General features: G+C 46.9%; 14 protein-coding genes. All 14 read left to right on the top strand.

What is annotated here, in order from left to right:
- Positions 1–156: 156 nt before the first annotated feature.
- Positions 157–534, top strand: coding sequence for a GntR family transcriptional regulator (locus MUB35_RS04680; protein WP_186971025.1), 378 nt, complete (start codon positions 157–159; stop codon positions 532–534).
- Positions 531–1,412, top strand: coding sequence for an ABC transporter ATP-binding protein (locus MUB35_RS04675; RefSeq protein WP_186971024.1), 882 nt, complete (start codon positions 531–533; stop codon positions 1,410–1,412). The genes MUB35_RS04680 and MUB35_RS04675 overlap by 4 nt, the downstream gene beginning before the upstream one ends.
- Positions 1,413–1,414: 2 nt before the next feature.
- Positions 1,415–2,077: a hypothetical protein gene (locus tag MUB35_RS04670; protein ID WP_186971023.1), complete on the top strand. Its 663-nt coding sequence runs from the start codon at positions 1,415–1,417 to the stop codon at positions 2,075–2,077.
- Between the two features lie 12 nt (positions 2,078–2,089).
- On the top strand, positions 2,090–2,800 hold the full coding sequence (locus MUB35_RS04665) for a hypothetical protein (protein WP_054353152.1): 711 nt from the start codon (positions 2,090–2,092) through the stop codon (positions 2,798–2,800).
- A gap of 273 nt (positions 2,801–3,073) precedes the next feature.
- Positions 3,074–4,078 (top strand): LacI family DNA-binding transcriptional regulator, encoded by a 1,005-nt coding sequence (locus tag MUB35_RS04660; RefSeq protein WP_033140652.1) that lies wholly within the window; start codon positions 3,074–3,076, stop codon positions 4,076–4,078.
- 83 nt (positions 4,079–4,161) lie between these two features.
- Positions 4,162–5,844 carry a sugar phosphorylase gene (locus MUB35_RS04655; RefSeq protein ID WP_103731356.1) on the top strand — a complete coding sequence of 561 codons (1,683 nt, stop codon included), beginning with the start codon at positions 4,162–4,164 and terminating at the stop codon, positions 5,842–5,844.
- Positions 5,845–5,933: 89 nt separating this feature from the next.
- Positions 5,934–7,256 carry an ABC transporter substrate-binding protein gene (locus MUB35_RS04650; RefSeq protein WP_054353153.1) on the top strand — a complete coding sequence of 441 codons (1,323 nt, stop codon included), beginning with the start codon at positions 5,934–5,936 and terminating at the stop codon, positions 7,254–7,256.
- A 77-nt stretch (positions 7,257–7,333) separates the two neighbouring features.
- Positions 7,334–8,221, top strand: a complete 888-nt coding sequence (locus MUB35_RS04645) for a carbohydrate ABC transporter permease (RefSeq protein ID WP_018595312.1) — start codon at positions 7,334–7,336, stop codon at positions 8,219–8,221.
- Positions 8,208–9,053: a carbohydrate ABC transporter permease gene (locus MUB35_RS04640; protein ID WP_018595313.1), complete on the top strand. Its 846-nt coding sequence runs from the start codon at positions 8,208–8,210 to the stop codon at positions 9,051–9,053. Before MUB35_RS04645 ends, MUB35_RS04640 begins: the two co-directional genes overlap by 14 nt.
- A 19-nt stretch (positions 9,054–9,072) precedes the next feature.
- A complete protein-coding gene (locus tag MUB35_RS04635) occupies positions 9,073–10,137 on the top strand; it encodes a zinc-dependent alcohol dehydrogenase (RefSeq protein WP_018595314.1) in 1,065 nt (354 codons plus the stop codon).
- 1 nt (position 10,138) lies between these two features.
- The gene (locus MUB35_RS04630; RefSeq protein WP_018595315.1) at positions 10,139–10,930 is read left to right on the top strand and encodes a sugar phosphate isomerase/epimerase family protein; all 792 of its coding nucleotides are present in this window, start codon (positions 10,139–10,141) and stop codon (positions 10,928–10,930) included.
- A gap of 63 nt (positions 10,931–10,993) precedes the next feature.
- Positions 10,994–12,037: a Gfo/Idh/MocA family protein gene (locus MUB35_RS04625; protein WP_054353154.1), complete on the top strand. Its 1,044-nt coding sequence runs from the start codon at positions 10,994–10,996 to the stop codon at positions 12,035–12,037.
- Positions 12,025–14,394 carry a glycoside hydrolase family 65 protein gene (locus tag MUB35_RS04620; protein WP_244805817.1) on the top strand — a complete coding sequence of 790 codons (2,370 nt, stop codon included), beginning with the start codon at positions 12,025–12,027 and terminating at the stop codon, positions 14,392–14,394. Before MUB35_RS04625 ends, MUB35_RS04620 begins: the two co-directional genes overlap by 13 nt.
- Positions 14,391–15,032: a beta-phosphoglucomutase gene (gene pgmB, locus MUB35_RS04615; RefSeq protein ID WP_018595318.1), complete on the top strand. Its 642-nt coding sequence runs from the start codon at positions 14,391–14,393 to the stop codon at positions 15,030–15,032. The genes MUB35_RS04620 and pgmB overlap by 4 nt, the downstream gene beginning before the upstream one ends.
- The last annotated feature ends 254 nt before the right edge of the window (positions 15,033–15,286 follow it).

Genomic DNA, 15,286 nt, shown 5'->3' with positions numbered 1-15,286 from the left:
TTTATTTATTATAAGAGATTTTATTCGCGGTTACAACCCCTTTCCTGCAACAAAGGTGTTGACAAATAGGTTCATAAGTGCTATGGTTAATTACACAAGTAATGAACCGTATAACTAAGGCGGTCATAGATATTTTCCAGAAAGGGAGTGAGATGCTTGCAGGAACTATTGAGTCAGGAGAAGTCCATATATTTACAGATCAAGGAAATGATAGAAAACGATATTATCCGGGATATTCTGCTGGAGGAAGAGCGGGTGCCGAGTACAAATGAACTGGCGAAGCTCTACGCCATCAATCCGGCAACAGCGGCAAAGGGTATAAATCTTCTGGTGGATGAAGGTATTTTGTATAAGAAAAGGGGGATTGGAATGTTTGTAGCATCAGGAGCAAAGCAGGTAATCGTGAGGAAGAGAAAAGAGAGATTTTTTGATGATTATATCAGAAGCCTTCTGACAGAAGCGGCAAGCCTGGGAATCACCAAAGAAGAATTGATCGATATGATAGCAGCAGGAAAAGGGGAGGATGCAAAATGAGCGTAATGACATTAAAATGTGAGAATCTGGTAAAACAATATAAAGACAAAAGGGCACTGGACAATGTGAGCCTTACATTGGAGAAGGGAAAAATATACGGCCTGATCGGACGAAACGGCGCGGGCAAGACCACGCTTCTGTCAGTTTTGACCGCCCAGAATCCGGCCACGCACGGAACTGTCACATTGAACGGACAGCCGGTCTGGGAAAATGAGACGTCCCTGTCCCATCTCTGTTTTTCAAGGGAGATCAATGCCAATATGAATGCCGGAGGAATCGGCGCATTGAAAATAAAAGAGTATCTGAAAATGGCAGAGACATACATGCCTCACTGGGATAAGGAGATGGCAGAGCATCTGCTTGACATTTTCCATTTGGACCGGAAAAAAAGGATCTCCAAGCTGTCAAAAGGTATGACATCCATGGTCACCATAATCGTGGCACTTGCCAGCAAAGCAGATTTCACATTGCTGGATGAACCCGTTGCAGGGCTTGATGTAGTGGCAAGGGAACAGTTCTACAGGATACTGTTGGAGGAATATACGGAGACAGGGCGTACCTTTGTCATCTCCACACATATTATTGAGGAAGCAGCAGACCTTTTCGAGGAAGTTATCATTCTGCATGAAGGCAAAATGGTACTGAAGGAGAATACCCAGGAACTTCTGGAAAGCTGTGTACATGTAAGCGGCAGGGAAGAGGATGTGGATGCCGCGACAGCAGGACTTACGAAATACAGAGAGGAGACCATTGGAAGGAGCAAAAGCGTCACCGTAAAACTGGAGCCGGGCCAGAGAGTGGAAGCTGCAGACAGTGTCAGTGTACAGCCAATGAATCTTCAGAAAATATTCGTGGCGATGTGCGGCGGGGAGGTATAGAGATGAAGAAGTGGAGACTGTTCATGGAATGGGCACTGCAGGTTATAGGCATGTCTGTCGTAGTGGTTCTGGGTATGACAGTGCTGACCGGGGGGCAGATATGGCTGGGATTTTCAAAGGCATCCGGCGGGCGTATGGTATCTGATCTGCCTGTTAAGATGATGCTTGTCACGGTATTTGTATCGGCGGTGACGTCCTCCGGTGTGTATACCAGTTATATACCTGCGGGTATGTGCCTGAACTGCAGGCGGAAAGATGCTTTGATGGGAATGCAGATCATGAAGCTGGTAGTTGCGGTACTGATGTCTGCCATCACTTTATTGCTGGCGGCAGTCGGAGACTGGCAGTTTGTCAGGGGAAATACGGCTGAGGCACTGGAGATTCTGGCGGTCGCATTCTGCGCTCTGCTCCTTGTGACATCCGTGGGAGAAGTTGTGGGGCTCGTCTATCTGCGGTTCCGGAAGATAGGAATGATAATCATGGTTTCCTTTTTCGCCATCGGCGGAGGCGCCCTGGGAGCAATTGTAGCCATGAATATTAAGGACATCCGTTTTGACTTTAAATTTACGAATGTGCTTATATATACAGCCGCAGCTACGGCAGTCGTATGGATTTTGGATATTATTATTTCAAGACGCCTGCTGGAAGGCCTTGAGGCGCAGTAGAGGAGGGATATCATGTGGAAATCAATAAAGGAGCAGGTAAAAATAGAGGTCTGCGACATGAGAGTTTATCTGGCTCTGGAGGCAGGACTGTGTGCCCTGGGTATGGTTATCATGACCTGTGTGCATATGTTCGGCAATGAGGAGAGTTATTTCCCTCTGGGCAGCATGATAGCGGCAATCGCTGTTCTGTGTCTGATCATATTCGGAAATATATTCAGCCTGTGCATGGGATTTGATATGGCGGTCAGCATGGGAAAAACAAGAAAGCAGTATTACCCGTCAGCTATTATCGTATATTTTCTCATGACACTGGTGCTCTTAGCAGGTCTGTTTCTGCTTCTGCGTGTGGAGACAGCCATATACGGCGTGCTGCTTCCGGGGAAAATAAAAGAAAATATACCAATCATGACGAAGTTTACAGTGCCCTGGATCTTTGGAGGGGCCGCAGCTTTAAACGGTTGTGCTGCTCTGGGGGCGGCCATTGTACGACAGTTCAAAAGAGGAAGGGTCGTCATTCTGGCCTTCTGGCTGCTCGGCTGCTGGACACTGCCCGGTGCTGCAGAGGGCAGGGACAGTAACGTCATGAACCGTATCGGGATTGCGTGGGGACAGTGGTTCGGAGGATTTCAGACCTGGGCGCAGATCGGTATGATGGTGGGGGCCGGAGTTGTTTTGTGTGCGGCTGCGTATCTGATTTTCAGGAAACAGGCAGTGCAGTGGTAGGAGTTACAGACTCTGTAATTAGGATGATTGTGGAAACATCTCCTTTTACAGGGTCTGTTTTTGCGTTATAATAATACATATCAGGAAAATTCTGCAATGACAGGACAGGAATCCCTTCTCCTGTCTGTAACGCTGTATTGTGAATATTATATAAAAACAGCAATCTAAATACAGGAATAATAACGAAAAAAATATAAATACAGAAATCCTATTGACATTTATATGTTAATTTCGTAAAATGACAACGTAAGACAAATGGAGAATTAAAACAAGATGAAAAAAGCGACGATTATTGATGTAGCCAATGCCTGCGGCGTATCCATGAAAACAGTATCAAGGGTGATCAACAACAGCCCTAATGTCAGTGATGCGACCAAGAAAAAGGTCTTTGCTGCCATGAAAGAACAGGGATATCAGGTGAATATCCTGGCAAAGGGACTGAAGGGAAACCGTACGAATATTATCGTGGTTTTTGCTGACCGTCATCATGAGGAACATTTAAGCATCTGGCATAATATCATGCTGAAGCATCTGTTCTCTTATGCGAAGGACAGAAACATGAAGATAGTCCTTTCTCCGTCCAACAGTGAAAAGTTCGAGGAGGATGAGACCGACGGTTTCTATCTGATGGCAAGCGGTATAGCAGACGGCGCCATACTGCTGGAGAATATTCTCAATGACCCGCGGGTGGATTACTTTGAAAAGCATAACATACCGTATGTGGTATTCGGTGAGCCTGAGAATCCGGATGTTCCTTCCGTCAGCCTTGACAATTTTGATGTGGGCTATAATGGAGGCAGATATCTGATAGGCAGGGGATACAGCAAGATAGCACTGCTGATAGGCGAACAGAAATTCCTGTCCACTCAGCTCCGCATAGAAGGCTTTGAAAAAGCCATGTATGGAACAGGCGCCCAGTATCATATCTTTACAGGGATCGATACCGTGGAAAAGGCTTATCACAAGTCAAAGGAAGTCCTGGAGGAGTATGATATACAGGCATTCTTCGTATCCGGTGATGAGAGAGCACTTGGTGTCTACAGAGGGATATATGAGAAAGGCATGAGGATACCGGAAGATGTGGCTGTTCTTGGGATTGATAATATAACATTAGGCGAATTTTATTATCCTCCTATTTCCACTGTCGCTCAGGATTTTAAACAGCTTGCAAAATGCTGTATTGATTTTGTGGTAGGAGAGATAGAAGAAGGTAAAAAAGAGGATGCAAGAAAGATATTTAAATTTCCGACAGAGATTATTGAAAGAAAATCTACATAATACCATAAAAAAGGAAGGAGATACTTCCTTCCATAATGACAACGTTGTCTTTTAGTGACAACGTTGTCAGAAAGGAGAAAAATATGAACCTGGAAACAAAGGCAAGACAGAGGCTGGCCGTCATCTATAAAGACGACGGAAAAATAAGCGAAGCCTGGGACAAAATTTCCCGTCAGCTGCAAAAGTATCAGCCGGCGGAAGAAAAAGGAAAGAAGTTAACCCAGAGAGATAGTATTTTGATCACATACGGAGATACTATCACCAAAAAGGGAGAACCGGGTCTTCAGGTACTTCATAAATTTTTGGAAGATTTTGTGGGGGATGCGGTGACAAATGTACATCTGCTCCCAATGTATCCCTATACATCAGATGATGGATTTTCTGTGGTGGATTACAGAAGCATCAATCCGGAACTGGGTGACTGGGAGGATATATCCGCACTATCTGAAAATTACGGGCTGATGTTTGACGCGGTGATCAACCATATATCCAAAAGCAGTGAATGGTTCAGCCGTTATCTGGAATGCGAGGCACCTTACAGAGATTATTTTATCACCTGTGATCCAAATGCGGATTACAGCACAGTGACCAGGCCAAGAGCACTTCCTCTTCTGACGGCCTTTCACACAAAGGAGGGGGAAAAGCATGTATGGACAACCTTCAGTGAAGACCAGATCGACCTGAATTTTGAATGTCCCGATGTGCTTGCGGAGGTTCTCGATATTCTGGTCATGTACGCAAAGGCAGGGGCAAAATTTATACGGCTGGATGCCATTGGGTTTATGTGGAAACAGCTTGGAACAACCTGTATGCATCTGCCGGAAACACATGAGCTTATCAAACTCATGAAGGATGTGCTGCAGGAATACGCACCGGGCACAAAACTGATCACAGAGACAAATGTTCCCCATGCGGATAATATCAGTTATTTCGGCAATGGGGAGGATGAAGCTGATCTGGTTTACCAGTTTCCGCTGCCGCCGCTCACCATGTATTCCCTCTTAAAGGGAGATGCATCCATTCTCAGTTCCTGGATGGCAGGCCTCAAACTTCCAGGCAGCAGGGTAACATATTTTAATTTTCTCAGTTCCCATGACGGAATCGGGGTGAGACCCACTGAGGGAATCCTGAGTGACGAAGACAGACAGTTTCTTGTGGAGGCGGCTCTTAAAAACGGAGGCAGGGTTTCTTATAAAGATAACGGAGACGGGACCAAAAGCCCTTACGAGCTGAATATCAATTATCAGGATGCCCTGGCAGGACCCGATGAGTCAGACGAGGAACGGATTGGAAAATTCCTGGCAGCAGAGACTATTTTACTTTCCATGCAGGGTGTTCCCGGTATTTACATCCACAGCCTGCTGGGTTCCAGAAACGATTATTCCGGTATGACCACATCGGATATCCCCAGAAGGATCAACCGGGAGAAGATAGATTATGATTATCTGAAGCAGCAGTTAGACGGAAAGACAAACAGAAGCAGGATCTTTCATGAAATGCGCAGAAGACTCCGGATCAGAAACGGGGAGAGCGCATTTTCACCGGAGGCAGAACAGGAGGTCATGGACCTGGATCCGAGAGTTCTGGCACTGAAACGTGAGAACAGGGAAACAGGGGAGATCATTTACGCCCTGATAAATGTATCCTCCCATAATGTTGAACTGAATCTTCCGCACATCTGCGGAAAGGACCTGCTCTTTGATAAAGAGATACAGGAAAAAATCAGCATGGTACCATACGGTACAGTCTGGCTGAAGAAACAGTGATTGTTGCAGAAAGGCGGCGTCCGAATTGTTTTAAGACGGTCTTTTTGACACAAATAAATAATGAGAATTCAAAAAAAGGAGAAAAAATTATGAAGAAAAAAGCATTGTGTGTATTACTGGCAGCAGCCATGGTTTCCACCTTTACAGCAGGCTGCGGAAGCAGCGGAAGCGGCAAAGAAGAAGCGAAAGGTGACAGCAAAAGCGGTAAGGTAAAGATCCAGTTCATGCACCAGCAGGTAGAACAGGAACGGCAGGATGTGGTGCAGGCGATCATCGACGATTTTGAAAAGGAAAATGAAAACATTGAAGTGGAGTCCATCCCGGTAAATGAGGATGACTATGATTCCAAGATTGTAGCTCTCGGAGGAAGCGGCGAACTTCCGGCCATCATTGAATACAGCCAGGACCAGGCAAAAACAAGTGTGTCAAACCAGTTCACAAACCTGGACGCAGTGAAAGAAGTCATTGACCAGAAGGGAGAGGATTCCTTCTACGAAGGCGCGCTGGATGTGACAAAGACAGAGGACGGAAGCGGATATGTAGGTGTTCCAATCTGCAGCTGGGTACAGGGAATCTGGGTCAACACAGCGATGCTTCAGGAAAAAGGACTGGAGCTGCCGGAAAACTGGGATGATATCCTGGAAGTGGCTGCAGCATTCAATGACCAGGCCAACAAAAAATACGGCATTGCTCTTCCTACATCAGAGTCAGCCTTTACAGAGCAGGTATTTTCACAGTACGCTCTGTCCAATGACGCAAACGTATTTGACAAAGATAAAAATGTTACGGTAAATACACCGGAAATGAAAGAAGCAGTGGAATTCTACAAAGAGCTGGCATCTTACTCCATGCCGGGCTCCACAGAAGTTGCAGATGTAAAAGATGCTTTTGTCGGAAAGAACACACCGATGGCAATGTACTCCACCTATATTTTAAACGCAGTGAAGGAAGCCGGATTTGCTGAGGACCTGGCACTGGTTCTGCCGAACAAGAAAGAGCCTGTTTCTTACGGCTGTATCACAGTTCTGGGTATTGCTGACGGTATGGAGGACGCAGAAACAGATGCTGCCAAGAAATTTGTCTCCTTCCTTCTGGAAAAAGAGAATAATATCAATTGGCTGAACATGGCACCGGGCGGAATCCAGCCGGTATTAAAAGAAGTGAGTGATGATGCTGCCTACACCGATATGGAAGAGCGTAAGGCATTCGCAGGATTAAACGATGATATCGCAGCAGCAGTTGACAGCCTTCAGCTCTTTGGTACTGTTGACGGAAAGAATTTTACAGAGATGGGCGATGTGACAAACACAGGTGCTATCAGCAAAATGATCAACAATGTGGTTGTACAGAACGCTGACATTGACAAAGAACTTGAAACTGCACAGGAAGCAGTTGAAAAACTGATCAAATAAAGGAAAAGAGATGCTGTGCGGGCGGCGGACTGTCCGCCTGTACAGCAGCCTTTGATAAGAGCAGAAAGGGGAAAGGAATGAAGTCCAAAAAGAAAAAACTGGGCGGAAATGATACCAGATTTGCTTATGCCCTGCTGGCACCAAGTCTGATCCTGCTGGTATTGCTGATAGGCTATCCAATGATCTACAATATTGTGATCAGTTTCCAGGATGTGCCCATCAATCCCAGAATGGCGTCAGAGTTTGTGGGGCTTGATAATTTTAAGGCTGTATTTCAGGATAAAAGCTTCTACCAGTCCGTATTTGTCACCCTGATCTTCACCGTTCTGGTAACTGCAGTAAGTACCGCGTTCGGTCTGGCTATCGCAGTATTCATGAACCGGGAGTTTGTGGGTAAAAAGCTTGTAAATTCAATTATTATTCTGTCTTACGTGGTTCCGGCTGTGTGTCTTATTTTCGCATGGCGTTATATGTTCAACAATATTTATGGTATCATTAACTATATCATAGTGGATGTGCTCAAGCTGGCAGATGAGGTTCCGTTATGGTTTGACCAGCCGGCAAGTGCGTTTATCCTTGTCACTATATTTGCTATATGGAAATTCTATCCGTATGCATACATGTCCTTTGTGGCGATCCTGCAGTCTGTGGACAAGAGCCTGTATGAGGCTGCTGACATGGATGGAGCTACCTCATGGCAGAAGTTCCTGGCAGTTACATATCCTGCCATCAAACCAACACTGGTAACAGTAGTCAGCCTGAGGACAATCTGGGTATTCTACATTTATACGGAAGTATATCTCCTGACAAAACAGGTAAATGTACTGGGTGTATACCTGTACGATATGGCTTTTGCCACACATGATTTCGGCAAGGCAGCAGCCATTTCCATTGTATTGTTCGTGGTGATCTTCAGCCTTGTTATGCTGATCAGAAAGAAGGTGCTGAGAGTTGAAGAAGATTAAGAGAAAAACATTAAAAGAGATATTTTTCTATGTGAGAGTAGTATTGCTGGTTGTGATCCTGCTGTTCCCATTCCTCATCATGCTCAGCGTGTCCATAAAATCCACAGCGGAAACCATTGCGTATCCGCCGACGGTCATTCCGAAGACATGGACCTTCCAGCACTTTATTGATATTTTTGATCCGGGTATTTTCCCGTATCTGAAATACTTTGGAAACAGTCTGTATATTGCCCTGACGGTCTCCGTACTGGCTGTATTTCTGGGGATCCTGGGCGGGTATGCGCTTTCAAAGCTGAAATTCAAAGGAAAAAAGGGAATCAGCGAAATGTTTTTCCTGGTTTATATGTTTTCCGGGATTCTGCTTATCGTTCCCCTGTTCCGTATGCTCTCTGCCATCGGGTTAAAGAACAGCAGAGAGGCTGTAATTGTGTGTATGATCATCCAGACACTTCCCACAGCCATCTATATGACAAGAAGTTATTTTGACACTATACCGAAAGAGCTGGAGGAGGCAGGAAGAGTGGATGGCCTCAGCAAGATGGGCATTATTTTCCGCATCATTGTTCCGCTTTCTATTTCAGGACTGATATCTGTATTCGTTTACGCATTTATGATCGCATGGAATGATGTGCTTTTTGCATCCATATTCATTGACTCCCCGGATATGATGACGATTCCGATCGGACTCAACTCCCTGTTCAATACACCGGATTACGTATGGGGAAGAATGATGGCGGCATCTTTGGTTACCTCGCTCCCTGTAGTGATCATGTATGGATTCAGCCAGAGACTGATCAAGGGCGGCAGAACTGACGGCGGTGTAAAAGGTTAAGGAAAAGAGGAGAACTGACATGAAAAAATTAGTGGCTACAGCACCCAGAGTTGCTGAACTGAAAGACTATACAGACAGAGAGATAAACAGTAATGAAGTAAAGATAAAGGTGGAGTTTGCAGCTCCCAAACATGGCACTGAGCTGGCGGATTTCCGCGGCACCACTCCTTTTATTGACGGGAAATTCGATGAGGAGTGGAGGGTTTTCACAGAGCGGGGTGAAGATGAACCCAGAGGTATTGAATTTGGAGACCTGGCACTTGGAAATATGTTCGTTGGAACGATCGTAGAAAAGGGCGCAGATGTTACAGAGTATGAAGTGGGTGACCGCGTATGCTCCTACGGACCCATTAAAGAGACCCAGATCGTAAATGCAGTGGACAATTACAAGCTCAGAAAAATGAGTAAAGAGGCATCCGCGAAGAATGCGGTCTGCTATGACCCTGCACAGTTTGCGCTGAGCGGAATCCGGGATGCGGATGTTCGCCCGGGCGACCGTGTTGTGGTGATCGGGCTCGGCGCCATCGGACAGATTGCCCTGCAGTTTGCGGCAAAGATCGGTGCCACCACAGTGATCGGTATTGACCCCATTGCGAAGAGAAGAGAAATCGCAGAAAAACACGGTGCTCATTACACCATTGATTCCATGAGCTGCGACGCCGGAATGGAGATCAAGAAGCTGACAGATAAAAAGGGTGCTGATGTTATTATCGAGACAAGCGGTAATGTACATGCCCTGCAGTCCGCGCTGAAAGGTCTGGCTTATAACGGAACCATCGCTTATGTGGCATTTGCAAAACCATTCCCTGCAGGCCTGTGGCTTGGGCAGGAGGCACACTTCAATTACGGCAAGATCATTTTCTCTCGTGCCTGCAGTGAGCCGAACCCGGAATATCCGCGCTGGGACAGACACAGAATCGAAGATGTGTGCTGGGAGCTTCTTATGAACGGTTATCTTGACTGTGATGACATTATTTATCCGGTAGTACCCTTTGACAAATGCGCGGAAGGATTCTGCTATTACGTTGACCAGCACCCGGAAGAGAGCATTAAACTGGGTGTAGACTTTACAGGGAGGGAATAATATGCTGTTAGGAACACAGGATAAGGATTTTTTTCCGGAAGACCTGATTGAAAAATTCAAATTCGTAAAAAATATGGGATTTGAATGTTTTGAGATAGACGGAAAAGTGCTGACAGACAATGTAGAAACAGTAAAACAGGCCATTAAAGAGTCAGGTCTTCCCGTGTCCAGCGCCTGCGGCGGCTACAGAGGCTGGATCGGGGACTTTATAGAGGAGCGCAGGGAGAATGGTGTGGAGGATTTAAAAGAGATTATCCGTGCCTTGAAGGAAGTAGGGGGAACCGGTGTTGTGGTACCTGCTGCCTGGGGTATGTTCACTTTCCGTCTTCCGCCGATGGTATCTCCCAGAAGTCATGAAGGGGATGTTAAAGCTATTTTGAAATCACTTTCGGAGCTGGAGCCTGTGGCAAAGGAGAATGGGATCTACATTTACCTGGAACCTTTGAACCGTTATCAGGACCATATGCTGAACACCCTGCAGGATGCCATGGATATTATCCGCAGGGGCGGCTTTGAGATGGTCAAGATCACGGCTGACTTTTATCATATGGCGATCGAAGAGGATGATATTTCCCGCTCTCTTACAGAGTTCAGGGATGTGATCGGACATATCCACATTGCGGAGAACCACAGATACCAGCCTGGTACCGGGTCCATTGACTGGAACAGGCATATGCAGACTTTAAAGAATATAGGATATGAGGGCGCTGTTGTAAATGAAGGAAGAATCCGCGGGGATGATCCGCTGGAGGTATATCAGAAATCCGTTGATTTTATGAAGCAGTTTCTGTAAAAAACACCGCCGGCGTCTCAGGATGCCGACGGTGTTTTCTCTGCCCTCAAGAGGAGGATAAAGATGGATAAATTGAAAATGGCGATCATTGGTTCCGGCCAGATCGCCAGGGTGACACATATACCAAATTATCAAAGCATGGAAAATGTAGAGCTGGTGGGAATTTGTGATACCAACCCTGACGCTGCGAAGGCAGTGGCAGAGCAGTTTGGGATTGCGCGGTATTTCGGAAATCATCTGGAAATGCTGTCTGAGATTCAGCCGGATGCGGTGACAATCTGCGTGCCCAATAAATTCCACTGTCAGATCACACTGGACGCGCTGGAGGCAGGCTGTCATGTATTATGTGAAAAGCCACCTGCCATAACTGTTCAGGAGGCACAGGCCATGGAAAAAAAGGCGGAAGAAAAGAAGCTGCTTCTGTCTTACGGGTTTCATTTCCGGCACAGTGAGCAGACTGCATTTTTGAAAGAGAAGATTCTGGCGGGGGATTTTGGTACCATTTATAATACGAACGTGCAGTGGCACAGAAGAAGAGGAATTCCCGGCTGGGGTAATTTTACCAATAAAGCTATGCAGGGAGGCGGCCCGCTGATTGATATCGGGGCACATATGCTGGACTGTGCGCTCTATCTTCTGGGGTATCCGCAGATTTCTTACGTGTGTGCTTCTTCCAGTGACAGAATCGGAAAAAGAGGCGGCCAGGGCCTTATGGGAACATGGGACGGTGGACGCTTTACCGTGGAGGACGGACTCTTTGGGTTTATACATTTTGCTGATGGAACCAGTATGAGTCTGGAAACATCCTTTGCCATTAATATGAAAGAACGTGATCTGAGGAAAATACAGTTATACGGAGATAAGCTGGGCGCAAACGTATTTCCTCTTGAAATATACGGGGAAGAACAGGGACAGCTTACGGACAAAAGTTTTCCGTTCATGGAGATGAGGGACTGGCACAGAGACAGTGAGGAGAACTTTGTAAAAGCCTGTCTTGGCAGGGAGCCGCTGCTGGTCACAGCCGAGCAGGGGACATATGTTCAGCGTGTGATCGGGGCATTATACAAAGCAGCCGAAAGCGGCATGCCTTATATATGGCAGGAATAGCTGACGGACGGCTGACAGATGGGAGAGGAAGAGACAGAATGATTCACTATGCGATTGAAAAACAGGGCGGAGAGATCTGGCTCAGACAGAAGAAATACGAACCTCGTTTTGCTTTGAAGACAGAATCTGTGTTTGCACAGTGTAATGGATATATGGGTGTCCGGGCTTCCCTTGGCCTCCCCTCTCTGGATGGGAAGAAGGGGATGTTCATAGCCGGTCTCTACAACAGGGCCTATGAGGAGGAAGTTACGGAACTTGTCAACTGCCCTGATGTGACAGGCTATGAGCTGGTGCTGGACGGGGTGCCGGTGCTGCCGGACAGCCGCTGTCTTACAGAGTTTGAGCGGAAATTCAATATCCACACAGGAGAGCTGGTGATCACATCTACCTATGAACTGGAATCAGGCGCAAGCTTCTGCCTGACAGACCGCCGGTTTGCCTCCATGGAAAATGAGCATCTGTTTGTACAGAGTATCGGAATCACCATGCAGAAGGGATGCATAAAGAACGGCGGAATCTGTACCGGAATCGACGGACAGCAGACCAACAGCGGTGTGTCCCACTTTAAGAAGGTGAACTGCCGGGTGTACGACAGAAAGTATCTGCATGTGGAGGGATATCTGGAGGAGGATACACTGAGTATTCTGGAAGGGGTAAGTTATACCGGAGAAGAGGAGGAGGCTGTGTTTACCTTGAAACGAAGAGGGATCACCGGCAGATATTTCTTCAGTATTCCGGATGGAGGAACCTGGGAATTTACCAAATATGTCTATATCCAAAATGAAAAAGACTCTCTTGGCCTGGACAGGCAGAAGAAGCTGCTGGAAAAATGCAGTGAGGCAGGGTATGCAGATGTCTTTTTAAAGCATAAGAAAATAATGCAGGATATCTGGAGACAGGCCCGGATTGAGATTGACGGGGCCAGTCCGGAGGAAGAGGCAGCAGTCAGTTTTGCCCAGTATCATCTGCTGGGAATGATGCCCTGGCACAGTACAGACTGCAGTATTGCGGCAAAAGGACTCACAGGTGAGGGGTACAAGGGACATGTGTTCTGGGATGCGGAGATTTTTATATTACCGTTTTTCCAGTATGTATTTCCGCAGGCAGCCAGAAATCTGCTGGAATTCCGGTATAAAGGTCTGGACGGAGCCAGGGAAAAGGCAGAGGCATATGGTTACAAGGGCGCCATGTATCCCTGGGAGGCAGCCGTAACAGGGCGGGAAGAGACACCGCTCTACGCAGCGCTTAACATACATACAGGCAAGGCCAACAAAGTGTGGTCCGGAATCAAAGAGCATCATGTGACAGCGGATATTGCCTATGCGGTATGGCAGTATTACAGTGTTACCGGGGACAGAGCATTTATGGAGCGGTTCGGTTATGAGATTATTTTTGAGACGGCTTCTTTCTGGGTATCCCGGGGGCAGTGGGATGAAAAAAGACAGGCTTATGTGATCTGTGACATTATCGGGCCTGATGAATATACGGAACACGTGGATAATGACGCATATACCAATTATATGGCGCGCTACTGCTGCAGACTAGCCTCTGTTCTGGCCGAAAAGCTCTGTGCGGAGAGTCCGGATCTGTACCGTGAGCTGGACCGCCGTCTGGGGATGGATAGGAACAGAAAGAGCTGGGAAGAGTTTGCGGACAGGCTGTACGTTCCTGTTCCCAATGAGGAGCTTGTCATTCCCCAGGATGACACATTTCTCTCTAAAAAACGCATCCCGGATATTGAAAAATATAAAAAGTCTCAGATCAAACAGGCAGTCCTCCTGGACTACTCCAGGGACGAGGTGGTTGATATGCAGGTGCTGAAGCAGGCGGATGTGGTTATGCTCCTGAACCTGTTTCCATACATGTTCTCTAAAGAAGTGGTAAAAAAGAATGTTCTCTTTTACGAGGAGAGGACTATACACGACTCTTCTCTGAGTTACTGTGCCCACGCACAGGCCTGCGCTGCCATCGGTGAGACGGAACTGTCCTGGGAGTTCTTTAAAAAGTGTATGGTCATTGACCTGGATGACAATCCAAATGATACAACCGATGGTATCCACGCTGCTTCCCTTGGGGGAATCTGGAGTTGTGTGATCTTTGGATTTGCAGGCATCAGTTTTTCTGACGGAAGGCTGAATGTTTCTCCGCGGCTGCCAAAACACTGGAAGGAGATGCGTTTCTCTGTGAAGGTATATGGGCATGAAATAGATGTGAAAATAAACCGCCGGGAAGTTCTGCTGGAAAGCCGTGAGAAATTTGTGCAGCCTCTGTCTGTGCTGGTGAATGATGAAATATATACTCTGACAGATACCCTGTCAGTGAAGTGCAAAGACAAAGAGGAGGACATATGCGCATGAGAGCAGTGATTTTTGATCTGGACGGTGTTGTAGTGGACACCGCAAAGTATCATTATCTGGCATGGAGAAAACTGGCCGCAGAGCTGGGCTTTGTATTTGACGAGGCAAATAATGAGCGTCTGAAGGGGGTCAGCAGAATGACATCCCTGGAGATCGTGCTGGAGACCGGAAAGATACAGAATCTGTCCATGGAGGAGAAAATAGCGCTGGCGGACAGGAAGAACGGGTACTACCTGGATATGGTGTCCACTATAGATGAATCTGAGATACTGCCGGGCATACCTGCGTTTCTGGAAAGACTGAGAGCGGAGGGCTATAAGATTGCTCTGGGTTCCGCCAGCAAAAGCGGGGGCATGATTCTGAAAAAGCTGGGTCTTATGCCATTCTTCGACGCAGTGGTGGACGGAAACCTGGTGGAACGTGCAAAACCGGACCCCCAGGTGTTTACAAAGGCGGCTGAAATGCTGGGCGTACCTTGTAAAGACTGTGTGGTGATAGAGGATTCGGCGGCAGGGATCGCTGCAGCGGCAGCAGGCGGAATGAAAAGTGTGGGGATTGGAAGCAGTGAAATTCTGGGAAATGCGGACATCGTAGTGCCGGATACGGCAGAACTTCCCGGATTAGACCTGCCGAAATAGCCAAAATCACAGAAAATCTCCCATATCCCTTGACATTTTCTTCTCTATCTATTTATAATGAAATTTAATAAAGACAAAGACGATGATGGAGACAGTATTCTGCAGGAGAAAACCACAGCGAGCCGGGGAAGGTGCAAGCCCGGTATGAGTATCAGCAGAAGAATATCACTCCGGAGCCGCTGCCTGAAATATAAGTAAGGGATGCCGGATTTCCCCCGTTAAAAGGAACGCGTATGATAGTATGTGTAAGAGGT

Source organism: Blautia sp. NSJ-175, assembly GCF_022867815.1.
Taxonomy (GTDB): Bacteria; Bacillota; Clostridia; order Lachnospirales; family Lachnospiraceae; genus Blautia; species Blautia celeris.
The sequence above is the reverse complement of the archived record's forward strand: the minus strand, read 5'-3'. Positions and strand labels throughout refer to the sequence as shown.